Origin of the sequence: Blattabacterium cuenoti, from assembly GCF_014252375.1 — a bacterium.
GTDB classification, from domain to species: Bacteria; Bacteroidota; Bacteroidia; order Flavobacteriales; family Blattabacteriaceae; genus Blattabacterium; species Blattabacterium cuenoti_AH.
On sequence record NZ_CP059221.1, the window covers coordinates 361,924 to 387,656 of the forward strand.

Sequence of the window (25,733 nt, forward strand, 5' to 3'; positions counted from 1 at the left end):
AAATGTTATATTTTAGATAATGCTATCCAACATTTTTTTCTACTTATAGGACGTGTCTCCATAATTGATATTTTATCTCCATTTTTATATAAGTTTTTTTCATCATGAACTAAATATTTTTTCTTTTTTAGAATACTTTTTCCATAATATTTATGCTTAACTTTTCTTATTTCAGATACTACTATTGTTTTATCCATTTTATCACTTATGACTGTTACTTTTCTTTGTTTTCTATTATTTTTTCTTTTCATTATTTAACTTTTTTGTTAATTCTGTATTTAATTTAGCAATCAATTTTCTTAAAACTTTGATTCTTGAGTGATTTTTTATTCTGTTTATAGAATGGTTAAATTTTATATTTTTATAATTTTTTTTACTATTATTAATATGATTAATTAATTCATGATTTGAATAATTTTGTATTTTAAATTCTTTTTTTTCTAATTCACTCATAAATTAAGTTTTTTTATAAATAAATCTCATTTTTATTGGAAGTTTTTGTGAAGCAAGTCTTAATGCTTCTTTAGCAATATCAATATTTACACCATCAACTTCAAATATTATTCTTCCTGGCTTTACAACAGAGACCCAAAATTCAACTGGGCCTTTACCTTTTCCCATACGAACTTCTTGAGGTTTTTTTGTAGCTGGTTTATCTGGAAAAATATTAATCCATAATTTTCCTTCTCTTTTCATGTATCTTGTTGCTGCAACACGTGCAGATTCTAATTGTCTAGCAGAAATCCAAGAAGATTCCAATGATTTTATTCCATAAGATCCTCTTGATAAACAAAATCCTTTTTTTGAATTACCTTTAATACGTCCTTTTTGTTTTTTTTTATATTTAGTTTTTTTAGGTTGTAACATTATTTTTTATTTTTTTTTCTATGAAATCTATGAAAATTTTTTGACTTTTTTTTATTATAATGTGTCCCTAATAATGGATATAAATCTCTTTTTCCATAAACTTCTCCTTTCATTATCCATACTTTTACTCCTATACTACCATATATTGTATGAGCAACTTCCATATTATAGTCAACATCTGCACGAAAAGTACCTAAAGAAATTCTTCCTTCTTTATAAGTTTCACATCTAGCCATTTCTGATCCATTTAGTCTTCCAGATATTTGAATTTTTATTCCAAACGCATTCATTCTAATAGCAGACAAAATGAATAATTTAATCAATTTTTTATAAGAAATTCTATTTTCTAATTGTTTAACTACACTTTTAGAAACTAAGGAGGCATCTAATTCAGGTCTTTTGACTTCTGATATATTAATTTGTATTTCTTTTTTAGTTAATTTTTTTATTTCTTTTCTTACAGTATCAACTTCCTCACCTCTTTTTCCTATAATTAAAGCTGGTCTAGATGTTCTAATTGTAATTGTAATAAATTTTAAAGTTCTTTCTATAAATATTCTAGATATTATTCCTTTAGGAAATCTTGCTTCTATATATCTTCTAACTTTAAAATCTTCTTGTATTCTTTCTTTATAATTATTACACCAACTTGATTGCCATCCTGTTATAATTCCTAAACGATTAACTATAGGATTAGTTTTTTGTCCCATGATTATTTTTTTTTATCTACAAAAATTGTAATATTACTTAATTTTTTTTTTATTCTATGACTTTTTCCTTGTGGAACCGGGCGTATTCTTTTCATAATTTTACCTTGATCCACTATTATTTTTTTTATATAAAGATTTGATTTATCATCATTATACTTTTTCTCCCAATTAGATAATAAAGATAAAATTAGTTTTTTAATATTTAATGCACATCTTTTCTTATTACAGAATGATAATATTGTTAATGCAACATTTATTTCTTTATTTCTAATTAGGTTTACAACTAATCTAATTTTTCTAGGAGATATTCTAAATCCTTTTAAAGATGCTACTATCATGATTTATTTTATTACTTTTTTTTCATTAACATTTTTAATTTTTAATTTATTTTTTGATCCTGAATGTCCTCTAAAAATTCTTGTTGGAGCAAATTCTCCTAACTTATGCCCTATCATATTTTCTGTTATATATACATTAATAAAAATTTTTCCATTATGAACAGAAAAAGTCTGACCAACAAAGTCTGGTATTATAACAGATGTTCTAGACCATGTTTTAATAATCAATTTTTTATTAGACTTTATGTTTTTCATAACTTTTTTATATAATTTATAATGAACATAAGGTCCTTTCTTTATAGATCTTGGCATAAAATTTATTTTCTTCTTTGTATAATATATTTGTTAGAATATTTTTTTTTAGTTCTAGTTCTAAATCCTTTAGAAGGATACCCTTTTCTATTTCTAGGTATTCCTCCAGAAGCTTTACCTTCTCCACCACCCATAGGGTGGTCTATTGGATTCATTGCTACCCCTCTAGTTCTAGGTCTTCTTCCAAGTTGCCTAGATTTTCCTGCTTTTCCAAAAGTTTCTAATTGATGATCAGGATTTGAAACAGAACCTATAGTAGCCATACAAGTAGATAAAATCATTCTAATCTCTCCAGAAGGAAGTTTTACTGTTACATATTTTTTTTCTTTTGCAGATATTTGTGCAAAAGATCCTGCACTTCTAGCAAGCTTTGCGCCTTGACCAGGTTTTATTTCTATACAAGAAATAATTGTTCCTAAAGGGATTTCACTTAAAATTGTAGAATTTCCAATTTTCATTGGTATATTTTTTTTTCCTGAAATAATTTTATATCCAACTTTAAATCCATCTAAAGCAATAATATATCTTTTTTCTCCATCTGAATAAGATAGTAAAGCAATAAAAGATGATCTGTTTGGATCATATTCTATTGTTTTAATAATTGCATAAATTCCAAATTTTTTTCTTTTAAAATCAATAATTCTATATTTTTTTTTATGACCACCACCAATGTAACGCATAGTTCTACGTCCATAATTATTTCTTCCTCCTGTTCTTAATTTTCCTATTGTTAATTTTTTTTCGGGATTTGAATTAGTAATTTGATCAAATTTATTTACAACTCTGAATCTCTGACTTGGTGTTATCGGTTTCAATTTTTTTATCGCCATTGTAGTTTTTATTATCAAATAGTTTATTAAAATTAATTTTTTTATTAAATTTTACAATAATTTTTTTAAAACGGCTCATTTTTCCTTTTAAAAATCCTTTTTTAGTGAATTTTGATTTATCTTTCTTGGGATAAAGAATTGTTTTAACCTTTATAACTTTGTGTCCAAACAAATTAAAAATTTCTTTTTTAATTTGTTTTTTATTACAATTTACTTTCGTAATAAATGTATAAAAATTATTTTTTTCATTTATTAATGATTTTTTAGTTATAAAAATCTTTATCAAAATCATAATTTATATTTTATATAAACAATTTTTTAAATTTATGTACGGTATTTTCAAATAGTACAATATATGAACAATTCAGTAAATAAAAACAAGTAACATTATTTATGTTAATTATTTTATAATATTTTATATTTCTAAATGATAAATATAAATTATTATCTAACTTTTCATTTCCAATTATTATTAAAGATTTTTTATCAAAAATATCTAATGATTTTAATAGTTTTAATGCAATTTTAGTTTTAGGTTTTTTTAAATTAAGATTTTCTACAATTTTAATCTTATTTTTTAATAATTTATGTTCTATAACATATTTTTTTGCTATATTTTTAACTTTTTTATTTATTTTTATTGAATATTTTCTTGGTTTAGGACCAAAAATTCTACCTCCCCCTCTAAAAATAGGATTTTTTATGTCTCCTTTTCTTGATCCTCCAGTTCCCTTTTGTCTATGTAATTTTCTATTGCTACCAGATACATCACTTTTTTCTTTTGATTTATGTGTTCCCTGGCGTTGAGAAAATAAATATCTTTTTATTTCTAAATAAACAGAATAATCATAATTTTTTTTAAAAAAATTTTTACTATTAAATATTATTTTATTATTTGTATAATTTCCTTTAGAATCTAATATTTTTAATTCCATATTTTCTTTTTAATCATTAAAAATGAATTTTTATTTCCAGGAACTGATCCTTTTATAATTAATAAATTACGATCAATATCTATTTTTAATATTTTCAAATTTTTAATAGTAACTTTATTGTTACCCATTCTCCCAGCCATTTTTTTTCCTTTAAATACTTTAGATGGTGTAGATCCTGCACCTATTGATCCAGCAGATCTTAAGCGATTATGTTGTCCATGACTTCTTTCTCCTACACCAGAAAATTTATGTCTTTTTACTACACCTTGAAATCCCTTTCCTTTAGAAATTCCTGTTACATTAACAGTATCTCCTACATTAAATATACTAACATTAATTAATTGACCTATTTTATATGAATTTTCATCGAAATCTCCTTTAATTTCTAAAAGTTTTTTTTTAGGAGATACTCCAGATTTTTTAAAATGTCCTAACAAAGATTTATTAAAATTTTTTATATTTTTTTCACCACTTCCTATTTGAATTGATGAATAACCATCATTTTTTATTGTTTTAATTTGTATTATATAACAAGTATTAACATTTATTATGGTACAAGAAACATTCATTCCATTATCTAAACTAATATTAGTCATACCAACATTTTTTCCTATTAAACCTATTGTTTTCATCATACTTTTATTTCAGCTTCTACTCCACTAGGTAATTCTAATTTCATTAATGCATCTACTGTTTTTGATGATGCATTATGTATTTGCAATAGTCTTTTATGTGTTGGTAAAAAAAATTGTTCTCTAGATTTTTTATTTGCATGTGGAGATCTTAATATAGTAAAAACATTTTTTTCAGTAGGTAATGGAATCGGTCCATTTAATACTACTCCTGTTGGAATTACTGAATTAACAATTTTTTCTGCAGATTTGTCTAATAAATTATAATCATAAGATTTTAATTTTATTTTAATATTATATCCCATATTTTATTTATTTTCATTTTTATTTTTTTTAATTAAAATGTTATTCATCACTGAATTTGAAACAACATCATAATGAGAAAATTCCATAGTAGAGGTTCCTCTTCCAGATGAAAGAGTTCTTAATGATGTAACATAACCAAACATTTCAGATAATGGAACCATTACATTAATTATTTTAATATTATTTTTATTACCCATATTTTGTATAATACCTCTTCTTCTATTTAAATCTCCTATAACATCCCCCATGTTTTCTTCAGGAATAATTACTTCTAACTTCATTATAGGTTCTAGTAAAACAGGATTAGCTTTTTTTGATGCAGATCTAAAAGCAAATTTTCCAGCTAATTCAAAAGATAATTGATCAGAATCAACAGAATGATAAGATCCGTCTAATATAGTAACTTTTGCATTATCAATTTCATAGCCAAATAAAGGTCCATTTTTCATCATCTCTTTACATCCTTTTTCTATAGAAGGAATATATTCTTTTGGAATATTTCCACCTTTTATTTTACTAATAAAAATTAATCCAGGTTTTTCCTTTTCACCTGGTTCTAATTTAAGTAAAATATCAGCAAATTTTCCTCTTCCACCTGTTTGTTTTTTATAAATTTCTCTATGTTCTATAGATTTCGTTATAGCTTCTTTATATTCTACTTGTGGTTCCCCTTGATTAACTTCTACATTAAATTCTCTTTTCATTCTATCTATAATTATTTCTAAATGTAATTCTCCCATTCCAGATATAATAGTTTGACTAGTATATTCATCAGTTCTAACTTGAAAAGTAGGATCTTCTTCCATTAATTTAGATAATGCTATACTCATTTTATCTATATCAGATTTATATTTAGGTTCTACAGCTAGACCTATTACAGGATCAGGAAAAAATATTTTCTCTAATAAAATAGGATTTTTTTCATCACATAGAGTATCTCCGGTCTTAATATCTTTAAATCCAACTATTGCAGCTATATCTCCAGCTTTTATTTCTTTAATTGGATTTTGTTTATTAGCATGCATTTGATATATTCTAGATATTCTTTCCTTATTTCCAGATCTAGAATTAAAACTATAAGATCCAGGAAAAATTTTTCCAGAATATACTCTAAAAAATGCTAGACGACCAACAAATGGATCTGTAGATATTTTAAAAGCTAATGCAGAAAATGGATCATTTTCATCTGGTTTTCTACATATTTTTTTTTTGTTAATTGGATTAATTCCCACAACATTTTTCATATCAACTGGAGAAGGTAGATAATTACAAATTGCGTCCAATATAGATTGAACACCTTTATTTTTAAAAGAAGAACCACATAAAATAGGAATTATTTTCATTTCAATTGTATTCTTACGTAAAGATTTAATAATATCATTTTTTGATATAGAAGAATTATCATATAAAAATTTTTCCATTATTTCATCATCAAATTCAGATAAAATTTCAATAATATTATTTTTATATTTTTCAGTTGTTCTTTTCATATCATCAGGAACAGAAATTACTTTATATGTCATTCCGTAATTCTTTTCTTCCCATATTATTGCTTTATCACGAATTAAATCAACTACTCCTATAAAATTTTCCCCATAACCAATAGGTATTTGTATAGGTACTGAATTAGCTCCTAAAATTTTTTTTATTTGAAGACAAACATCTAAAAAATTAGCGCCTTGTCTATCCATTTTGTTTACAAAAGCTATTCTAGGTATTTCATATTTATCAGCTTGTCTCCAAACTGTTTCTGATTGAGGCTCTACTCCATCTACTGCACTAAATAATACAACCATTCCGTCTAAAACCCTCATAGATCTTTCTACTTCAACTGTAAAATCTACATGTCCAGGAGTATCTATTATATTAATATAATATTTATTGTTATTATAAATCCATTCACAACGTGTTGCAGCTGAAGTTATTGTTATACCTCGTTCTTGCTCTTGTAACATCCAGTCCATTGTTGCCGTTCCATCATGGACTTCTCCTATTTTGTGATTAATTCCTGTATAAAATAATATTCTTTCAGTTGTGGTAGTTTTTCCAGCATCAATATGTGCAACAATTCCTATATTTCTGTTATATTTTATGTTTTTTTTCATAAAATCAGAATCTGAAATGTGAAAATGCTTTATTGGCTTCAGCCATTTTATGTATATTTTCTTTTCTTTTTATAGATTCTCCTTGTTCATTAAAAGCATCCCATATTTCAAATGCTAATTTATTTGCCATTGTTTTTTCATTTCTTATTGAAGCGCAAGTTACTAATATCTTCATAGCTTTAGTTATTCTAATAGTAGAAGGAATAGATACTGGTATTTTAATGTTAGATCCACCCATTCTACGACTTTTTACTTCTACATATGGAGTGACATTTTTTAATCCAGATTTCCATATTTCTATTGAAGATTTTTCTTCATTTTTTTTAATTAAATCAATTTTATTCATTGCACTATAAAATATTTTATATGCTAAACTTTTTTTTCCATTTTTCATTAAATGATTTACAAAACGAGTAACAAGAACATCATTAAATTTTGGATCTGGTATATAAATTTTAGCTTTTCTTTTAATTTTTCTCATAATTTATTTTTTTTTCATTTTTGCTCCATATTTACTTCTACTATTTTTTCTTCCATTTACTCCAGCTGTATCTCGCGCTCCTCTTATAATTTTATATTTTACACCTGGTAAATCTTTTACACGTCCACCTTTAACTAATACAATAGAATGTTCTTGAAGATTATGACCTTCTCCTGTTATATAACTAATAACTTCTTTACCATTGGTGAATCTTACACGAGCAACCTTTCTCATTGCAGAATTTGGTTTTTTAGGTGTTGTAGTGTATACTCTTGTACAAACACCTTTTTTTTGTGGACAAAATTCTAAAGCAATAGACTTTCTTTTTTTTAAATTAGAATTTCTACCTTTTCTAATTAATTGTTGTATAGTAGGCATAATTATTAAAATTTAATTTTTTTATTTTGAAATTTATTTTCTTCATCAGAGCAAATATCTAGTTTATCATAAATATAACTAAAAGTAGATAGAAGACAAGGTTTATCGTCTACAATTGCTATATTATGTTCATAATGAGATGAATTCTTTTTATCTAAAGTAGTTATAGTCCATCCATCATTATGAAATATTATATCTGATTTTCCTATATTTATCATAGGTTCAATTGATAATACAAATCCATTTTTTAATTCCAACCCTTTTCCTTTTTTACCAAAATTTGGAACTTGAGGATCTTCATGCATTTTTTTTCCTATTCCATGTCCAACTAAATCTTTTACTACAGAAAATCCATTTTTTTCTATAAATGACTGTATAGAATATCCTATATCACCTATTTTATTACCGGAAATACATTTGGAAATTCCGATATAAAGAGATTTCTTAGAACAAGATAAAAAGTTTTTATTTTGTTTTGAAATTTCTCCAACTTCAAAAGTATATGCATGTTCTCCATAAAAACCATTCATATATACACCACAATCTACAGATAAAATATCTCCATCATGCAATAAATTTTTATTTGGAATACCATGAACTACTTGATTATTTGGAGATACACATAATGTATTTTTATAATTATATAAACCTAAAAATGCAGGTATTCCTCCATTATCTATAATGAAATTTTTTGCTAAATTATCTAAATAAATAGTATTTATTCCTGGTTTTATTTTTCCAGCTAACATACCTAATGTTTTAGATGCTAGAAAAGCACTTTTTTTTATTAATATTATTTCTTCAATAGTTTTTATCAAAATATTTATAAAATTAATTATTATTTAATAATTGAAAATCCATTCATATCGTTAGGAATAGGTAATTTCATTAAAGTTAAAATCGTAGGAGCAACATCACATAATGAACAGTTTTCATTTAAAAGAATATTTTTTTTTATATTATTATCTAATAAAATAAATGGTACTAGAGACTTACTATGTGATGTATTTGGGGTACCATCTTTATTTATCATATAATCTGCGTTTCCATGATCTCCTACAATAATAATTGTGTACATATTATTTAATGCATAATTAGAACATATTTTTACACATATATCAACAACTTCACATGCTTTTATAGTTTTAATCATATTTCCTGTATGCCCAACCATATCAGGATTTGCAAAATTTAGACAAATAAAATCGAATTCCTTTTTTTTAATTTTTGGAATAATTTTTTTTACAATTTTTATAGCACTCATTTCAGGTTTTATATCGTAAGTTTCTACTTTTGGTGATGGACATAAAATTCTTAATTCTTTATCAAATGGTTTTTCTCTTCCTCCAGAAAAAAAGAAGGTAACGTGTGGATATTTTTCTGTTTCTGCTATACGAATTTGTGTCTTTCCTTCTTTTGATAAAATTTCTCCTAATGTATTAGGTAAATTTTTATGTTTAATAATTGTTAAAATATTTTTATATTTTTCATTAAAAGAGGTCATAGTTATATAACTATAAAGACTAATTTTAGTATAATTTATTTTATGAAAATTGTTATTTGTTAATAATTCTGTTATCTGTCTTGATCTATCTGGACGAAAATTAAAACAGAAAACAATATCTCCATTTTTTATTTTCGATATTGGTTTACTATTTTTGTCTGTAATTATTAATGGAGGTAGAAATTCATCTGTTTTTTTTTTTTCATAAAAATTTTTTATAGAATATAAAATATTATTAGTATGAATACCCTTATAATTTGTCATAGCTTCATATGCTATTTTTGTTCTATTCCATTTTAAATTCCTATCCATTGCATAAAATCTACCAATTACAGATGATAATTTACCAACATATTTTTTTGTTATAATTAGTAATTTTTTTATATGAGAAATACCACTATATGGAGACGTATCTCTTCCATCCATAAATGCATGAATAAAAATATTTTTTAAATTATTTTCATAAGATATTTTTAATAAATATAGTAAATGATTTATATGAGAATGAACTCCACCATCCGAAAGAAGTCCAATAAAATGAATTCTTTTTTCGCTAGAAAAATTTTTAAAAATATTATTTATCTTTTTTTTTAAAAATCCATTTTTTATATATATGTTAATTTTTTCTAAATTTTGAATTATTTTTCTTCCAGAACCTAAACTCATATGTCCAACCTCAGAATTTCCCATTTGCCCACTAGGTAATCCTACATGTATTCCTGATGCATTTAATTTACTAAATGGATAGTTTTTAATACAAAAATCTATAAATGGAGTATTTGCTTTAGTTATAGCAGAAATATACTTATTATTAGTTGGAGTTATTCCCCATCCATCTACAATTATCAACATTATTTTTTTCATAAAAAAATGAAATAAAATTATTATATATTAATTCTCTTAAAAGATAAAATATTAAAATCTTTTTCAAATTTATTTATATATTCATTTACAGTTAAACTGTTATCTTTTATAAATTTTTGATTAATAAGTGTATTATCTAATATTAATTTTTTAATTTTTCCAATAATTATTTTTTCAATAATTTTAGTTTGTTTTTCTTTATTTTCATTTTCTACTTGTTGTCTAATTATATTTTTTTCTTCTTTTAAAATATTTTTTGGAAAATCATTTTCTGATATAGATAATGGATTCATTGCTACAATATGCATTGCTATATTTTTTGCTATATATTTTTCTATTTTTTTGGAAAACCCAACTAACGCAGCAATCTTATTATTATGAGTATAATTTATAACGTATGGAGCTTTTATTGTTTCAAATACACTTATTTTTATTTTTTCTTTAAAAATTACTATTTTATTTTTAATAAAATCATTTACAGTTTCTTCATTATTATATGAACTATTAAGAAAATCAATTTTATAATTATATGATACAGATTTTTTGGATAAATCATAAAGTAAATTTAAAAAATCTTTACTCTTAGAAAGAAAATCAGTTTCACAACTAATACCTAAAATAGTACCAAAAGTATCATCATTTTTTATATAAGATATTAATGCACCTTCATCTGTTTTGTTTTTACTAAAATTAATAGATATTTTTTTACCTTCTTTTTTTAAAAAAAAAATTGCTTTTTTTATATCTCCATTAGAATTTATTAATGCTTTTTTACATTCCATTATTCCTATTCCAGTAAATTTTCTTAATTCTTTAATTTTAGAAATTGATATTTTCATTTTTTATTATTTTTTTTTATCAGTACTTTTTTTTATATATTCTGTTATAAATTTTAATATTATATCTATAGATTTAGAAGAATCATCATTTGATGGTATAGGATAATTAATATCATTAGGATTAGTGTTTGTATCTACCATAGCAAATATTGGTATTCTTAATTTTTTTGCTTCTGTTAATGCTATTTTTTCTTCATTTGGATCAACAATAAATATTCCACTTGGAATATTATTCATATCAGAGATGGTACCTAAGTTTTTATATAATTTATTATATAATCTATCAATTAATAACCTTTCTTTTTTAGATAACGTATTAAAAGTTCCATTTTTTTTCATCCTTTCAATACTATTCATTTTTTTTATTGATTTACGAATAGTACTGAAATTTGTTAGTAATCCTCCTAGCCATCTTTCTGTAACACATGGCATTTTTATTTTTTTTGCATAAAAAAATATTTTTTCTTTAGCTTGAGGTTTAGTTCCAACAAATAATACTTTCTTTCCTAAACTTATTATTTTGTTTATTCCATTACATGCTTCTTTTAATTTTAATATTGTCTTTGATAAATCTATTATATGTATTCCTCCTCTTTTCATAAAAATAAAAGAACGCATATTAGGATTCCATTTTCTAGTAATATGACCAAAATGAACCCCTGATTTTAATAAATCTTGAGTATTTATTTCCATAATTATTAACGTTTTGAAAATTGATATTTTTTTCTTGCTTTTTTTTGTCCAAATTTTTTTCTTTCTACTTCTCTAGAATCACGTGTAAGTAATCCTTCATTTTTTAATATGCTTCTATTTTTTGAATTTATATTGCACATTGCACGAGAAATAGCTAATCTTATAGCCTCTATTTGCCCATTCACTCCTCCTCCTGATACTCTTATTAGTATATTAAATTTATTATCTATATTTAATAATTTTATAGGATAAAATATTTTATATATTATATATTTTGGAAAATAACATTCCAATTTTTTAGAATTAACAGTAATTAATCCATTTCCATCTGTATTAAGATAAATTCTTGCAGTAGATCTTTTTCTTCTTCCTATTGTATGATATACCATTTTAAGTTTTATTTAATAATCTAACAAATTTATTTTAGTAGGATTTTGAGCATTATGATTATGTTTTTCATTATGATATACATAAAGATTTTTTTTAAATATTTTTCTTGATAAACGGTTTTTTGGTAACATTCTTTTTACTGATTTATATATTAAAATTCTTGAATCTTTATTAAATAAATCTTTAGCAAAAATTATTTTTTTTCCTCCTGGATAACCAGTGTAACTAACATATTCTTTATTATTCCATTTATTTCCACTAAACTTTATTTTATTGGAATTAATAACTATTACATAATCACCGCAATCTATGTGTGGAGAAAAATAAGACTTATGTTTTCCCATAATAATACAAGCTATTTTTGATGATAATCTACCTAAAATTTGATCAGATGCATCTATAAGTACCCATGATTTTTTTATAAATTTTTTTTTTACTGAAATTGTTTTAAAACTTAATGAATCCATAAAATTTTTGTGTATAATATAACAATCTTTTTAAATATAATTTTTTTTTATGACAAAAAGTCATTTTTTTAATTGATTTTTATTGTCATATATTTTAATTTATTTATATATATACGGTTTTATTTTCATTATGGCATAATGATTGATGAAATCATAATAATATGAAAAAATATAAAAATGAGTAAAATTATAGGTATAGATTTAGGAACTACTAACTCTTGTGTAGCTGTAATGGAAGTTAATGATCCTAATGTTATTCAAAATTCTGAAGGAAAAAGGACTACCCCATCTGTTGTAGCCTTTGTAAAAGGAGGTGAAAGAAAAATAGGAGATCCAGCAAAAAGACAAGCTGTAACTAATCCTAAAAAAACTATTTTTTCTATCAAAAGATTTATGGGGAGAACATATTCAGAGATATCAGAAGAATTAAAACATATTCCTTATAAAGTAATAAAAGGTGGAAATAATACACCTCGTGTTAGCATAGATAATAGATTATATGCTCCACAAGAAATTTCTGCAATGATTTTACAAAAAATGAAAAAAACTGCAGAAGATTATTTAGGACATGAAATAAAAAAAGCAGTAATAACTGTACCAGCTTATTTTAATGATGCACAAAGACAAGCGACAAAAGAGTCTGGAGAAATAGCTGGACTTCAAGTAGAAAGAATAATAAATGAACCTACTGCAGCAGCCCTAGCTTATGGATTAGATAAAAATAATCAAAATAAAAAAATTGTAGTATACGATTTAGGAGGTGGAACATTTGATGTTTCTATTTTAGAATTAGGAGATGGTGTGTTTGAAGTACTTTCTACTAATGGTGATACTCATTTAGGTGGAGATAATTTTGATCAAGTAATCATAGATTATTTTGCAGATACTTTTAAATCTAAAGAAGGATTGGATTTAAGAAAAGATCCAATGGCATTACAACGTTTAAAAGAAGCGTCTGAAAAAGCAAAAATAGAATTATCTTCATCTAATCATACAGAAATTAATTTACCTTATATAACTGCAACTGAATCTGGTCCAAAACATTTGGTTATAACTTTAACAAGATCCAAATTTGAACAACTTTCTGACTCTTTAATTAAAAGATCAATAAATCCATGTTCTAAAGCCTTAAAAGATGCTAATTTAACTACTAAAGACATTAATGAAGTTATTTTAGTAGGAGGATCAACTCGTATACCAAAAGTTCAAAAAGAAGTAGAAAAATTTTTTAATATCAAACCATCAAAAGGTGTTAATCCAGATGAAGTAGTTGCTATAGGAGCTGCTATACAAGGTGGAGTATTAACAGGAGATGTACAGGATGTATTACTATTAGATGTAACACCATTATCCTTAGGAATAGAAACTTTAGGTGGAGTGTTTACTAAATTGATTGATTCTAATACTACTATACCAACTAAAAAATCAGAGGTATTTTCAACAGCATCAGATAATCAACCAGCAGTAACTATACGAGTTGGACAAGGAGAAAGATCAATGTTTAAAGATAATAAAGAAATAGGAAGATTTGATCTAGTAGATATACCTCCATCACCTAGAGGTGTTCCCCAAATAGAAGTAACATTTGATATAGATGCGAATGGAATATTAAATGTTTCAGCTAAAAATAAAGGAACTGGAAAAGAACAATCTATAAGAATAGAAACATCTTCAGGATTGAATCAAGATGAAATTAAAAGAATGAAAAAAGAAGCTAAAGAAAACGCTAAAAGCGATGAAACTATTAAGAAAAAAATAGAAAAATTAAATTTAATAGATAATCAAATTTTTCAATTTGAAAAACAATTAAAAGATAATGGTGAAAAATTATCAGAAAATAGTAGAAAAAATATAGAAAATACTTTAAAAGAATTAAAAGAATTTTATCAAAAAAAAGATTTAGATTCTGTTGATAATTGTATAAAAAAACTTAATGAACTATGGAGTAAATCGTTACAAAATATTCATAGTAATAGTAATAACAATAAAGAAAAAAATAATAAATCTTCTAATAAAAAAAATAATAAAAAAAACGGAAATAACGTACAAGATGTTGATTACGAAGAAGTAAAATAAAAAATAATTAGGGAGTTTTTATTTTGGAAGGATAGATATATCAGTAATTCCTCCTATAACTTTTTCTCCCTTTTTTATTAATATTTTAGAATTTATAGGAATAAAAATATCAACTCTGGATCCAAACTTAATAAATCCAAGATCATCTCTTTTTTTTACTATAAATTTTTCTTTTGCATAACAAACAATACGACGTGCAATAAATCCAGCTATTTGACGTAATAATATTTTATTTTTATTTTCTGTTTTTATTACTACAGTAGTATGTTCATTTTTAAATGAAGATTTTTTTAACCAAGCAATTAAATGTTTTCCAGGATAATATTTTGAATATATAATTTGTCCTGAAACTGGGTATCTATTAACATGAACATTAAATGGAGATATAAAAATAGATATTTTTATACATTTTTTTTTTAAATATTCATTTTCAAAAACTTTTTCTATCATTAATATTTTTCCGTCAGCAGGAGAAACTACAAAATTCCTTTTTTTAATTTCGTTAGAAAAATTTGTTTTGATTTTTGGATTCCTAAAAAAGAATATTAAAAATGAATAAATAATAAGTGATAAAAATGAAATTGCAATACAAATTTTTTTTGGTAAAAAAATAAAAATTAATATTATAATTAATAACAATAAAATTATTGTATATATTAAAAATAATTTCCCTTCTTTATGTATCATATTTTTAAAATATATAAAAAATAAATAATATCATAAATATTATTGGGATAACAAAAATAAAACTATCTAATCTATCTAAAAACCCCCCATGTCCTGGAAACCAAATACTAGAATTCTTTACACCATAAGATCTTTTAATAGTTGATTCAATAAGATCTCCTATAGATCCAAATATTGATACTATTAATGAAAAAAATAACCAATATTTATCTTTCCATATTTTATATAGAAAAATACCTATTAATATGCAAAACAATAATCCACCAATATATCCTTCTATAGATTTTTTAGGAGATATAGATATGGCTATTTTATTTTTTCCCCATTTTCTTCCTATTAAATAGGATAATGAATCATTTACCCATATTAAAATAAATATTCCCAACATTATTCTTTTACCATATAATGAATATATATAATATGATATAAAAAAAGGAACTACAATATAAGTTAAGCCAAATAAAATATTACTAATTTTAGTAAATTTTTTTTTATGATTATATTTATTAAATAATTGAATAATGGAAAAAAATAAAAAATATGAAAAAAAAATTATCATATATAGAATTAATCCGTTTTTAAAAAAAAAAATATCTAATAAAATAGATATAAAAAATAACAAAAATATTAGTTTATTTAAAAAAATATCAGTTTCCGATATAATTAAAAATTCAAGAAAACAAATAAAAGAAAATAACATCATGACAATTCTAAATAATTTTTCTCCTTTTTCAATAGAAAAAATAATTATTATAACATGAATTAAACCAGAAAAAATTCTTATTAAAAAATCTATATATTTTTTTTTTATCATAAAAAAAATTTTTGTTAGGAAACAGAAACATTTTTTTCTTTTAATAATTCTTCTATTTCATCAGGAAATGGTCTATTTCCAAATATTTTTTTTAAATCTTCTCTAAATAGAACTTCTTTTTTCAAAAGTTCATTTGCTAACATATCTAATTTTTTTTCATTATTTTTCAATATTTTTTTTGCTCTTTTATATTGTTCTGTAATAATTTTAGATATTTCTTCATCTATAATTTGGGCTGTTTTTTCACTATAAGGTTTTGAAAAATTAAATTCATTTTGTCCTGTAGAATCATAATAAGAAATATTTCCAATTTTTTCATTTAATCCAAAAATAGCAACCATAGATTGCGCTTGTTTTGTTACTCTTTCTAAATCATTCAAGGCTCCAGTTGAAATAGAATTAAAAGCAATTTCTTCTGCTGATCTTCCAGCCAATAAAGAACATATTTCATCTTTCATTTGTTCAGGAGTAGTTAATTGACGTTCCTCAGGTAAATACCATGCTGATCCCAAAGATTTACCTCTAGGTATTATAGTTACCTTAACTAATGAAGCAGCATGTTCTAATAACCAACTTATTATAGCATGACCAGCTTCATGATAAGCAATTCTTTTTCTTTCATTAGGTTTAATTATTTTATTTTTCTTTTCTAATCCACCTATTATACGATCTATTGCTTCTAAAAAATCTTTATTAACTATTGATTCTCCATTTTTTCTAGCTGCAATTAAAGCTGATTCATTACAAACATTTGCTATATCAGCCCCACTAAATCCAGGGGTTTGTCTAGCTAAAAAATCTATATCTACATTTTTAGATAAAACTAATTTTTTTAAATGAACATTAAATATTTCTTTTCTTTCGTTCAATTCTGGAGGATCAACTATAATAGTTCTATCAAAACGTCCAGGTCTTAATAATGCTTTATCTAAAATATCAGATCTATTAGTAGCAGCTAATACAATTACATTAGTATTAGTTCCAAATCCATCCATTTCAGTTAGCAATTGATTTAATGTATTTTCTCTTTCGTCATTTGATCCTGCGATACTACTTTTACCTCTAGCCCTACCTATAGCATCTATTTCATCTATAAATATTATACATGGAGATTTTTCTTTTGCTTTATCAAATAAATCTCTTACTCTAGAGGCTCCAACACCAACAAACATTTCAACAAAATCTGATCCTGATAAAGAAAAAAATGGAACTTTAGCTTCACCTGCTACTGCTTTTGCTAATAAAGTTTTTCCTGTTCCTGGAGGCCCAATCAATAAAGCCCCTTTTGGTATTTTACCACCTAATTTTGTATACTTGTTTGGATTTTTTAAAAACTCTACTATTTCTTCAACTTCTTCTTTAGCACCTTCTAATCCTGCTACATCTTTAAATGTAGTTTTTATATCATCATTTTCATCGAATAATCTTGCTTTAGATTTTCCAATATTAAATATTTGTCCTCCAGGTCCTCCACCAGTAGTACTTATTCTTCTAAACAAAAAAATCCAAAATAGTATTAATAGTATAAAAAATATTCCGTAATCAAAAAAAAATTTTGTAATAGTATAATCTTGTTGATTTTTAAAATCAATTATAGTATCTAAATTATATAGTTTTTTATATTTTTCAAATTTATTTTGAAATAATTGTAAATCTCCTATCTCAAATTCATATTGTAATTGATTTTGTTGTATAATAAATCCTTTTTCATTACTTATATTATTATCAATTGAATTACTGTATTTATTTTTATTTTTTTTTAAATATACATGTACAATTTCTTTATGTTTTACAATAATTTTTTCTATCTTTCCTTTTGAAAGGATGTTAAAAAAAATATCTTGATTTATTTTTTTTGGATTAGAAAAAGAAGATTTTAAAAAAAATATTCCCAAAAATATAATAAATATTGCAATATAAATCCAGAAAAAATTATTTCTATTTTTTTTATTTATCATACTACAAATTTCTCCATTTTAAAATTTAATATAATTATTTTTTTACAATATATTTACTACTCTTCCAAAGATTTTCTATATCATAATAGAACCTTTTCTCTTCAATAAAAATATGTACAACTACAGTAACATAATCAACTAATATCCATTCTTTATTTTTTAATCCTTCTATATGCCAAGGTTTAATTTTTAATTCATTTTTTGTAACTCTTTCTACAGATTTATAAATTGCATCTACTTGATTTTTAGAATTTCCATTACAAATTATAAAATAATCACATATAAAATTATTTTTACATTTTAAATTAATAATAGAAACATTTTCTCCTTTAACTAACTGAATTCCTTTTATAATTTTTTCTAATAACAAAATAAAAAATTTAAAATAAAAAACGTAAAACAAATTTAATAATGCAAAATAAATTTATTTGGCCAATAAGTATTATTTATTTAAAAAAAACTAAATCTACTAATAAATTTGCTAAAAAATATCTCAATAAAATACTTTTAAAATTTAAAAATTGGATAATTATACAATCTAAACATCAAACTGATGGAAAAGGATATTCGGGATCTTGGTGTACAGAAAATGGAAAAAATTTGACATTTAGTTTAATTTTTAAACCAAAAAAAATAAATATTTATAATTTGTATATAATAAATATTATTATAAGTAATGCTATTCATAAATCTTTATCAAAGATATTAAATTATCCAATATGGATTAAATGGCCTAATGATATTATAATAGATAATAAAAAAATAGGAGGAATTTTGATTGAAAATAATTTTATTTTTGATGAAATATATATTTCTATAATTGGTATAGGAATAAATATTAAACAAAAAAAGTTTAATATATATTGGAATGCTTCATCATTGAGTAACATTTTTAATATTGAATTTGATCTTGATTATATTATCAATAATATTATTTTTCATATTCAAAATGAATACTTATTATTTATAAATAATGTTATAAATATAAAACGATATTATATAAAACATTTATACTTAAAAAATAAAATATCTAACTTTTTTTTTTTAAAAAAAAAAATATTTTTTTATGGAATTATTAAATCAATTAATAATAAAGGACATGTTTTAATAGAAGTAAATGGTAAGTTAAAATATTTTTATCAAAAAGAAATAAAATTATTATAAAATTAATTATTTATTTTTTTTTATTTTTAACAATATTTTTTTTTCATTTAAAAAAAATTTTTTAATTAAAAAAAAGAATACAATATTTATAACATTGGAAATAAAGTAATATAAAGATAAAGCTGATGCATAATTATTTATAAATAATAACATAATAAACGGCATTAAATATAACATTATATCCATATTATATGAAAAATAATTTTCATTATTACCAATAGAAGCATTTTTTCCATTGTTACTTAATTTTGTATATACTAATAAAGCTATAGAATATAATAAAGTAAGTAAACTTACATGATCTCCATAAAATGGAATAAAAAATGGTAACTCCAATATTGAATCATATGATGTTAAATCATCTACCCACATAAAAGATTTACCTCTAAGATTAATTAGAGTAGGAAAAAATTTAAATAATGAATAAAAAATAGGGATTTGAAAAATGGCAGACAAACAACCAGACATTGGATTAATACCTACCTTTTTATATAAATTAATTATAGATTTTTGTTTTTCCATCATATTATTATTTCCAAATTTATTATTTATTTTTTCTATATCAGGCTTAATCAGCTTCATAATAACACTTAATTTATATTGTTTATAGGTAATTGGATATAATAGTAATTTAACTACCATAGTCATTAAAATAATTATAATTCCATAATTTAAATTAGTGTTTTCTAATAATTGAAATATTAATAAAAAAAAATATTTATTAATAAATTTTAAAAATCCCCATCCAAAGGGAATTATATCTTCATAATTGTTATTATATTTTTTTAATATATTAAAATCTAATGGTCCAAAATAGAAATTGGTAGAAAAATTTAATTCTTTGTTTTTATTATTTTTATTAGAGTTTATAATAGTGTTAATAAAAATTACTTTCAAAAATTTTTTAGAATTAAAATTTTTAGAATATACATTAATATGTTTTAAATTATTTTTTGGATTAAAAATAGTTGTAAAAAATTGTTGTTTACAGGCTATCCATCTTGGATTATTAATGTTTTTTTCTTCTGAATCTTTTTCAGATAAATTTTCTATAATAAATTTATTTTTATCTATATTGTAATAACTATAATATAATTTTGTATAAGAATTTTCCCAATTTTTATCTTTTTCTACAGGAAAAATACATTGTTCTAAATTTAGAGATACGGTATCGTTTAATGATTTAAATTTTTCTGTTTTAACAGAAAAATTTAAATCATATTGATTATTTTTTCCTATTTTATATATGTAATATAAAATTTTTCCATTATTATAATGTTTTAAAATAAGTATTATAAAATTTTTATCTTTTTTTAATAAAACGGGTTTGAATAATAAATTATGTGTACTAATATTAGTTCCAAATTTATTATAAAAATTAATTTTATAAAACAAACTATAATTTTTTACTAAGAAAAGATTTTTAACATTAGAATATTTTTTATAATCATAAGATTTATATTTTTTTAAAAAAACTTCGTTAATTAATCCTCCAATATTGGATATTTTCAATCTTAATACATTATTTTCTAATATAAAAAATTTTTCTTTTGAATTATTTTTTATTCTTAATACATTATATTCTTTTTCATCACTACGTTTTATTATTTTTTTTTCAAAAAAAGGTTTTTTTTCAGAAAAAAATGAAAAAATTATTAAAATCACAATTATAAGAAATAATCCTATTATAAAATTATAATCTGTACTTTTTCCTTTCATAAAATTTTTATAACGATTTATATTCTTTAGAAGTTAATACAAAAGAAATAAATAATGGATGAGGATTAATTATTGTACTTTTATATTCTGGATGATATTGAACTCCTATGAAAAATATATGATTTTTTAATTCTAATGCTTCAACTAAACCAGTTTCAGGATTTATACCTACAGGTATCATACCAGCTTTGGAAAAAGCATTAAGATAATCATTATTAAATTCATATCTATGACGATGTCTTTCTAAAATTTCTTTTTTTCCATAAATAGAAAATAATTTAGATCCTTTTAATAAAACACATTTCCAATTTCCTAAACGCATAGTTCCACCCTTATAAGTAATATTTTTTTGTTTTTTCATCAAATTTATAATAGGATAAGAAGTATCAGGATTTGATTCTATAGTTTCTGCTTCTTTTATTCCCAAAACATTTCTTGCAAATTCTATAGCAGAAATTTGCATACCTAAACATATTCCAAGAAATGGAATTTTATTTTCTCTAGCGTATTTAGCAGCTAATATTTTACCTTCTATTCCCCTTTTACCAAATCCTGGGGCAATTAAAATACCTGATATATTACTAAAAATTGATTTAATATTTTTTTCATTTATTAAGTCAGAATAAATCCATTTTATTTTAATAAAAATTTCATTTTTTGTTCCTGCATGAATTAATGATTCTATAATAGATTTATAAGAATCATGCAGTGAGACGTATTTTCCAACTAACGCAATTATAATTTTATATTTAGGATTTTTATACTTCTTTATGAAAGATGTCCATTCTATTAGATGATGATAATTTTTTTTTTTATTAAAAAATTTTAATTTTAAATAATTTAAAACTATTTTATCAAATTTTTGTAAATATAGTAAATAAGGTATTTCATATACTACTTTAGTATCAATTGATTCAATAACATGATCAGGTTTAATATTACAAAATAATGATAATTTATTTCTAATACTATTAGAAATAGTATTCTTTGTCCTACAGACAATAATATCAGCTTGTACTCCATTCTCCATTAAGTTTCTAACTGAATGTTGTGTTGGTTTAGTTTTAATTTCATCAATTACCCCACTGTATGGTAATAAAGTTAAATGAATTACTAATCCATTAAATTTTCCTAATTCCCATTTTAATTGTCTAACTGATTCTATATATGGTAGTATTTCTATATCACCAACTGTACCTCCTATTTCTATAATTACTATATCATAATTTTCAGAGTTTCCTAAAATTTTAATACGTCTTTTAATTTCATCAGTAATATGAGGAATAACCTGAACAGTTTTTCCTAAATAAACTCCTTTTCTTTCATTATCTATAACTGTTTTATAAATTAATCCTGATGTAATATTATTCTCTTTTGTTGTTTCTTGATCTAAAAATCTTTCATAATGTCCTAAATCCATATCAGTCTCCGATCCATCTTTAGTAACAAAACATTCTCCATGTTCATAAGGATTTAATGTTCCTGGATCTATATTTAAATAAGGATCTAATTTTAATAAAGAAATTTTGTATCCTCTAGATTTTAATAACATTCCTAATGAAGCAGAAACAACACCTTTTCCTAAAGATGAAATTACTCCACCTGTAATAAAAATATACTTTGTTTCCATTTACATAACATAAAAAAAATATGTAATTTTTATTAAAAATTTATTAGAAATTTATAATTTTTTTTTTATATTTGCCAAATTTAGGGCAAGTCCTACACAATCAGCTCCCTATTATCTCCCAGGATGGGAACATAGCAAGAGTAAATAAGGTTGTAGCGATGTGATGTAGAATAGCTTGCCCTATTTTATTTATATTATAAAATATGGATAATTCATTAAAATGTACATTTTGTGGAAGAAAAAAAGAAGATATATCAATATTGATATCAGGGATAAAAGCTCATATATGTGATTATTGTATAGAAAAGAGTTATTCAATAATACATAATCATAATAATAATAATGAAAATATAGGTAAAATAAAAAAAATTAATAAAAAATTTAATGAAAAAGAAAATGAATTATCATTAATAAATCCAAAAAAAATTAAAAAATTTTTAGATCAATACATTATAGGACAGAATGAAACAAAAAAAATAATATCTGTTTCTATTTATAATCATTATAAAAGAATAAAAAATAATTTTAATTACGAAATAGAAAATTCAAATTATATAGAAATAGAAAAATCAAATATATTATTAATTGGAAATACAGGAACAGGAAAAACTTTATTAGCAAAAAGTATAGCAAAATTATTGAATGTACCTTTTACAATAGCTGATGCTACCTCTTTAACTGAAGCTGGATACGTTGGAGAAGATGTTGAATCTATTTTAACTAGATTATTGCAATCTTCAAATTATAATATTAATACTGCAGAAAAAGGAATAGTGTTTATAGATGAAATAGATAAAATTTCAAAAAAAAGTAATAATCCTTCTATAACTAGAGATGTGTCTGGAGAAGGAGTTCAACAAGCATTATTAAAAATATTAGAAGGAACTGTTGTTAATGTTCCACCCCAGGGAGGAAGAAAACATCCAGATCAAAAAATGATTCCAATAAATACAGAAAATATATTATTCATTGCTGGTGGTACTTTTAATGGAATTAATAAAATTATTAAAGAAAGAAAAAATTCTTTTTCTATAGGATTTAAAAAAATAGTAAAAAAAAATAATATTTTAAAAAACGTTATTCCATCAGATTTGAAAAAATTTGGATTAATACCTGAATTAATTGGTAGATTTCCAATAATAACACGTTTAGATCCGTTAGATAAAAATATATTAAAAAAAATATTAATAAATCCTAAAAATTCTATAATTAAACAATATGAAAAATTATTTAATTTAGATAAAATAAATTTAAATATAACAGATGAAGCATTAGATATTATTGCAGATAAAACTTTTAAATCAAAATTAGGGGCAAGAGGATTAAGAATGTTTTGTGAAATAATATTTTTAGATTACATGTTTAGTATTGAAGAAATAGAAAACAAATTAGATATTAATAAAAAAATTGTTATGAAAAAATTGTCTTCTTATTTATAAGAATATTAAAAATTTTTTTTAATAAATTATTTATTTCATTTTTATTTTTATAAGATATAAAAGTTATATTTTCTTTAATGTTTAAAAACTCATTTAATATCCTTTTTTTATCACAATCTTTTATTATATCTGATTTAGAAGCAACTAATAATCTTTTTTTCTTTAATAATTCAGGATTGAATTTTTTTAATTCATTTAATAGTATTAAATATTGTTTTTTTTCATTTTTTTCTTCTGAAAAAATTAAAAATAATAATATATAATTACGTTCTATATGTCTTAAAAAATTATGACCTAAACCTTTTCCATGAGATGCATTTTCTATAATACCAGGTATATCAGCTATTACTATAGATTTAAAATTAAAATTTAAAATTCCTACATAAGGAATCTTATTTGTAAATGGATAATTACCTACTTTTGTTTTTGCTTTTGTTATAGTAGCAAGAAGAGTAGACTTTCCTACATTAGGAAATCCTATTATTCCTACATCTGCTAATACTTTTAATTCTAAATTAATCCATTTACCTTTTGTTTTTACCCCATTTTTTGAATTAAAATTAAGTATTTTATTTTTTTTATTTCCAAAAGATGCATTTCCTTTTCCACCTATACCTCCTGATAGTAACATTTTTTTTTCCATATTTTTATTAACTTCCATTATTAAATTTCCGTTACAATCTCTAACTATAGTTCCTAATGGGACTTCTATTAAGATATTTTTACCATTTGATCCTGTTCTATTATTTTTTCCACCAGATTTTCCTGGATTAGCGATCCAATGTTTTTTATATCTCAAATGAATAAATGTACAAATATTAGAATTTCCTTGAATAAAAATATTACCTCCATTTCCACCAGATCCTCCATCAGGATAACTTTTAAATATATATTTTCCTTTACGAAAACATATCATACCTGATCCACCATCTCCACTTTTACAAAAAATTTTTATAGAATCCACAAAATTATTTTTCATAAAAAAAATTTTTTTTGCATAAAATATTTTTTATATTTTTTTCTATAAATAAAGATATTTCATTTATAGAATAGTTTCCTTCTAATTTAATAATTATTTTTTCCCATTTTTTATCTTTCCAAATCAAAGATGTATTTTCATTATATTCTTTTATTCTTTCTTTTATAACTGTTGTATTTATATCATCATATCTTCCACTTATTTTGCTTCTATTTAATAATCTATTAATTATTATATTTTCTTTAATTAAAAAAAAGAAAATTATATTCAATTTTCCAATTGAAAATTTATTTAAAATATTTTCTAAAGAAAATATTTGATTTTTTGTTCTAGGATAACCATCGTAAATAATTCCTTTAGCTTTAAAAAATTTTTTTATTTCATTATCTACTATACTTGTGGTAAGTATATCAGGAACTAATTTTCCATTATTTATATATTTATTTACAATCTTTCCTATTTTAGTATTATTTTTTATATGATTTCTAAATATTAATCCAGTTGATAAATGAATATATCCAAATTTTTTTTTTATAATTCTAGCTTGAGTACCTTTACCACATCCAGGTGGTCCAAGCAATATAATATGTATCATACAAGATAAATTATGTTACTA

The 25,733-nt window shown here is 22.6% G+C and carries 31 protein-coding genes; 3 read left to right on the top strand and 28 right to left on the bottom strand.

Annotated elements, in window-relative coordinates:
* Window positions 1-5 precede the first annotated feature (5 nt).
* From rpsQ to rplM, 20 genes are read right to left on the bottom strand one after another with little or no spacing between them, the layout of a single operon-like run.
* Window positions 6-251 carry a 30S ribosomal protein S17 gene (rpsQ, locus tag H0H34_RS01805; RefSeq protein WP_185873123.1) on the bottom strand — a complete coding sequence of 82 codons (246 nt, stop codon included), beginning with the start codon at window positions 249-251 and terminating at the stop codon, window positions 6-8.
* Window positions 235-453 carry a 50S ribosomal protein L29 gene (rpmC, locus tag H0H34_RS01810; RefSeq protein WP_185873124.1) on the bottom strand — a complete coding sequence of 73 codons (219 nt, stop codon included), beginning with the start codon at window positions 451-453 and terminating at the stop codon, window positions 235-237. The genes rpsQ and rpmC overlap by 17 nt, the downstream gene beginning before the upstream one ends.
* Window positions 454-456: 3 nt before the next feature.
* Window positions 457-867, bottom strand: coding sequence for a 50S ribosomal protein L16 (gene rplP, locus H0H34_RS01815; protein WP_185873125.1), 411 nt, complete (start codon window positions 865-867; stop codon window positions 457-459).
* Window positions 867-1,577: a 30S ribosomal protein S3 gene (rpsC, locus tag H0H34_RS01820; protein WP_185873127.1), complete on the bottom strand. Its 711-nt coding sequence runs from the start codon at window positions 1,575-1,577 to the stop codon at window positions 867-869. The genes rplP and rpsC overlap by 1 nt, the downstream gene beginning before the upstream one ends.
* 2 nt (window positions 1,578-1,579) lie before the next feature.
* Window positions 1,580-1,915, bottom strand: coding sequence for a 50S ribosomal protein L22 (gene rplV, locus H0H34_RS01825; protein WP_185873128.1), 336 nt, complete (start codon window positions 1,913-1,915; stop codon window positions 1,580-1,582).
* A 3-nt stretch (window positions 1,916-1,918) separates the two neighbouring features.
* Entirely contained in the window at window positions 1,919-2,227 is a 309-nt protein-coding gene (rpsS, locus tag H0H34_RS01830; RefSeq protein WP_185873129.1) for a 30S ribosomal protein S19, read from the bottom strand.
* Between the two features lie 5 nt (window positions 2,228-2,232).
* The gene (gene rplB, locus H0H34_RS01835; protein ID WP_185873131.1) at window positions 2,233-3,057 is read right to left on the bottom strand and encodes a 50S ribosomal protein L2; all 825 of its coding nucleotides are present in this window, start codon (window positions 3,055-3,057) and stop codon (window positions 2,233-2,235) included.
* Window positions 2,999-3,349 carry a 50S ribosomal protein L23 gene (rplW, locus tag H0H34_RS01840; protein WP_185873133.1) on the bottom strand — a complete coding sequence of 117 codons (351 nt, stop codon included), beginning with the start codon at window positions 3,347-3,349 and terminating at the stop codon, window positions 2,999-3,001. The genes rplB and rplW overlap by 59 nt, the downstream gene beginning before the upstream one ends.
* 10 nt (window positions 3,350-3,359) lie before the next feature.
* A complete protein-coding gene (gene rplD, locus H0H34_RS01845; RefSeq protein ID WP_185873135.1) occupies window positions 3,360-3,992 on the bottom strand; it encodes a 50S ribosomal protein L4 in 633 nt (210 codons plus the stop codon).
* Entirely contained in the window at window positions 3,983-4,624 is a 642-nt protein-coding gene (rplC, locus tag H0H34_RS01850) for a 50S ribosomal protein L3 (RefSeq protein WP_185873574.1), read from the bottom strand. Before rplC ends, rplD begins: the two co-directional genes overlap by 10 nt.
* Window positions 4,624-4,929, bottom strand: a complete 306-nt coding sequence (rpsJ, locus tag H0H34_RS01855) for a 30S ribosomal protein S10 (RefSeq protein ID WP_185873136.1) — start codon at window positions 4,927-4,929, stop codon at window positions 4,624-4,626. The genes rplC and rpsJ overlap by 1 nt, the downstream gene beginning before the upstream one ends.
* Window positions 4,930-4,932: 3 nt before the next feature.
* Window positions 4,933-7,035, bottom strand: a complete 2,103-nt coding sequence (gene fusA, locus H0H34_RS01860; protein ID WP_185873137.1) for an elongation factor G — start codon at window positions 7,033-7,035, stop codon at window positions 4,933-4,935.
* A 4-nt stretch (window positions 7,036-7,039) separates the two neighbouring features.
* The gene (gene rpsG, locus H0H34_RS01865; protein WP_185873138.1) at window positions 7,040-7,516 is read right to left on the bottom strand and encodes a 30S ribosomal protein S7; all 477 of its coding nucleotides are present in this window, start codon (window positions 7,514-7,516) and stop codon (window positions 7,040-7,042) included.
* A 3-nt stretch (window positions 7,517-7,519) separates the two neighbouring features.
* Window positions 7,520-7,894 carry a 30S ribosomal protein S12 gene (gene rpsL, locus H0H34_RS01870; RefSeq protein ID WP_185873139.1) on the bottom strand — a complete coding sequence of 125 codons (375 nt, stop codon included), beginning with the start codon at window positions 7,892-7,894 and terminating at the stop codon, window positions 7,520-7,522.
* Window positions 7,895-7,899: 5 nt separating this feature from the next.
* Window positions 7,900-8,712, bottom strand: a complete 813-nt coding sequence (map, locus tag H0H34_RS01875; protein ID WP_185873140.1) for a type I methionyl aminopeptidase — start codon at window positions 8,710-8,712, stop codon at window positions 7,900-7,902.
* Window positions 8,713-8,732: 20 nt separating this feature from the next.
* Window positions 8,733-10,262, bottom strand: coding sequence for a 2,3-bisphosphoglycerate-independent phosphoglycerate mutase (gene gpmI, locus H0H34_RS01880; protein WP_185873141.1), 1,530 nt, complete (start codon window positions 10,260-10,262; stop codon window positions 8,733-8,735).
* 20 nt (window positions 10,263-10,282) lie between these two features.
* Window positions 10,283-11,101, bottom strand: coding sequence for a translation elongation factor Ts (gene tsf, locus H0H34_RS01885; protein WP_185873142.1), 819 nt, complete (start codon window positions 11,099-11,101; stop codon window positions 10,283-10,285).
* Between the two features lie 6 nt (window positions 11,102-11,107).
* Window positions 11,108-11,794: a 30S ribosomal protein S2 gene (gene rpsB / locus H0H34_RS01890; protein ID WP_185873143.1), complete on the bottom strand. Its 687-nt coding sequence runs from the start codon at window positions 11,792-11,794 to the stop codon at window positions 11,108-11,110.
* 5 nt (window positions 11,795-11,799) lie between these two features.
* Window positions 11,800-12,183, bottom strand: coding sequence for a 30S ribosomal protein S9 (gene rpsI, locus H0H34_RS01895; protein WP_185873144.1), 384 nt, complete (start codon window positions 12,181-12,183; stop codon window positions 11,800-11,802).
* Window positions 12,184-12,195: 12 nt separating this feature from the next.
* On the bottom strand, window positions 12,196-12,651 hold the full coding sequence (gene rplM / locus H0H34_RS01900; RefSeq protein ID WP_185873145.1) for a 50S ribosomal protein L13: 456 nt from the start codon (window positions 12,649-12,651) through the stop codon (window positions 12,196-12,198).
* A 177-nt stretch (window positions 12,652-12,828) separates the two neighbouring features.
* Between rplM and dnaK the strand changes: the two genes are divergently transcribed.
* Window positions 12,829-14,727 (top strand): molecular chaperone DnaK, encoded by a 1,899-nt coding sequence (gene dnaK, locus H0H34_RS01905; RefSeq protein WP_185873146.1) that lies wholly within the window; start codon window positions 12,829-12,831, stop codon window positions 14,725-14,727.
* An 18-nt stretch (window positions 14,728-14,745) separates the two neighbouring features.
* Here dnaK and H0H34_RS01910 read toward each other — a convergent pair whose 3' ends face one another.
* Genes H0H34_RS01910 through rsfS form a run of 4 tightly spaced genes read right to left on the bottom strand, consistent with a single transcriptional unit; the run spans window position 14,746 to window position 18,556 of the window.
* Window positions 14,746-15,414 carry a phosphatidylserine decarboxylase family protein gene (locus H0H34_RS01910; protein WP_185873147.1) on the bottom strand — a complete coding sequence of 223 codons (669 nt, stop codon included), beginning with the start codon at window positions 15,412-15,414 and terminating at the stop codon, window positions 14,746-14,748.
* 4 nt (window positions 15,415-15,418) lie between these two features.
* Window positions 15,419-16,228, bottom strand: coding sequence for a phosphatidate cytidylyltransferase (locus H0H34_RS01915; RefSeq protein WP_185873148.1), 810 nt, complete (start codon window positions 16,226-16,228; stop codon window positions 15,419-15,421).
* Window positions 16,229-16,242: 14 nt separating this feature from the next.
* A complete protein-coding gene (gene ftsH / locus H0H34_RS01920) occupies window positions 16,243-18,186 on the bottom strand; it encodes an ATP-dependent zinc metalloprotease FtsH (protein ID WP_185873149.1) in 1,944 nt (647 codons plus the stop codon).
* A gap of 34 nt (window positions 18,187-18,220) precedes the next feature.
* Window positions 18,221-18,556: a ribosome silencing factor gene (gene rsfS / locus H0H34_RS01925; protein WP_185873150.1), complete on the bottom strand. Its 336-nt coding sequence runs from the start codon at window positions 18,554-18,556 to the stop codon at window positions 18,221-18,223.
* A gap of 41 nt (window positions 18,557-18,597) precedes the next feature.
* Here rsfS and H0H34_RS01930 point away from each other — a divergent pair, with 41 nt between their 5' ends.
* Entirely contained in the window at window positions 18,598-19,350 is a 753-nt protein-coding gene (locus H0H34_RS01930) for a biotin--[acetyl-CoA-carboxylase] ligase (RefSeq protein ID WP_185873151.1), read from the top strand.
* Window positions 19,351-19,356: 6 nt separating this feature from the next.
* On the opposite strand, the gene yidC is transcribed toward H0H34_RS01930, so the two are convergent.
* Both yidC and H0H34_RS01940 read right to left on the bottom strand, forming a co-directional pair.
* Complete coding sequence (gene yidC / locus H0H34_RS01935; protein WP_185873152.1) at window positions 19,357-21,069, bottom strand: membrane protein insertase YidC; 1,713 nt, start codon at window positions 21,067-21,069, stop codon at window positions 19,357-19,359.
* Window positions 21,070-21,076: 7 nt separating this feature from the next.
* Window positions 21,077-22,699, bottom strand: a complete 1,623-nt coding sequence (locus H0H34_RS01940; RefSeq protein ID WP_185873153.1) for a CTP synthase — start codon at window positions 22,697-22,699, stop codon at window positions 21,077-21,079.
* A 203-nt stretch (window positions 22,700-22,902) separates the two neighbouring features.
* On the opposite strand from H0H34_RS01940, the gene clpX reads away from it, so the two are divergent.
* Window positions 22,903-24,138, top strand: coding sequence for an ATP-dependent Clp protease ATP-binding subunit ClpX (gene clpX / locus H0H34_RS01945; protein WP_185873154.1), 1,236 nt, complete (start codon window positions 22,903-22,905; stop codon window positions 24,136-24,138).
* Here clpX and obgE read toward each other — a convergent pair.
* Together obgE and H0H34_RS01955 are read right to left on the bottom strand one after the other, a co-directional pair.
* The gene (obgE, locus tag H0H34_RS01950; RefSeq protein ID WP_185873155.1) at window positions 24,110-25,117 is read right to left on the bottom strand and encodes a GTPase ObgE; all 1,008 of its coding nucleotides are present in this window, start codon (window positions 25,115-25,117) and stop codon (window positions 24,110-24,112) included. The genes clpX and obgE overlap by 29 nt on opposite strands.
* Complete coding sequence (locus H0H34_RS01955) at window positions 25,107-25,712, bottom strand: adenylate kinase family protein (RefSeq protein WP_185873156.1); 606 nt, start codon at window positions 25,710-25,712, stop codon at window positions 25,107-25,109. The genes obgE and H0H34_RS01955 overlap by 11 nt, the downstream gene beginning before the upstream one ends.
* Between the last annotated feature and the right edge of the window lie 21 nt (window positions 25,713-25,733).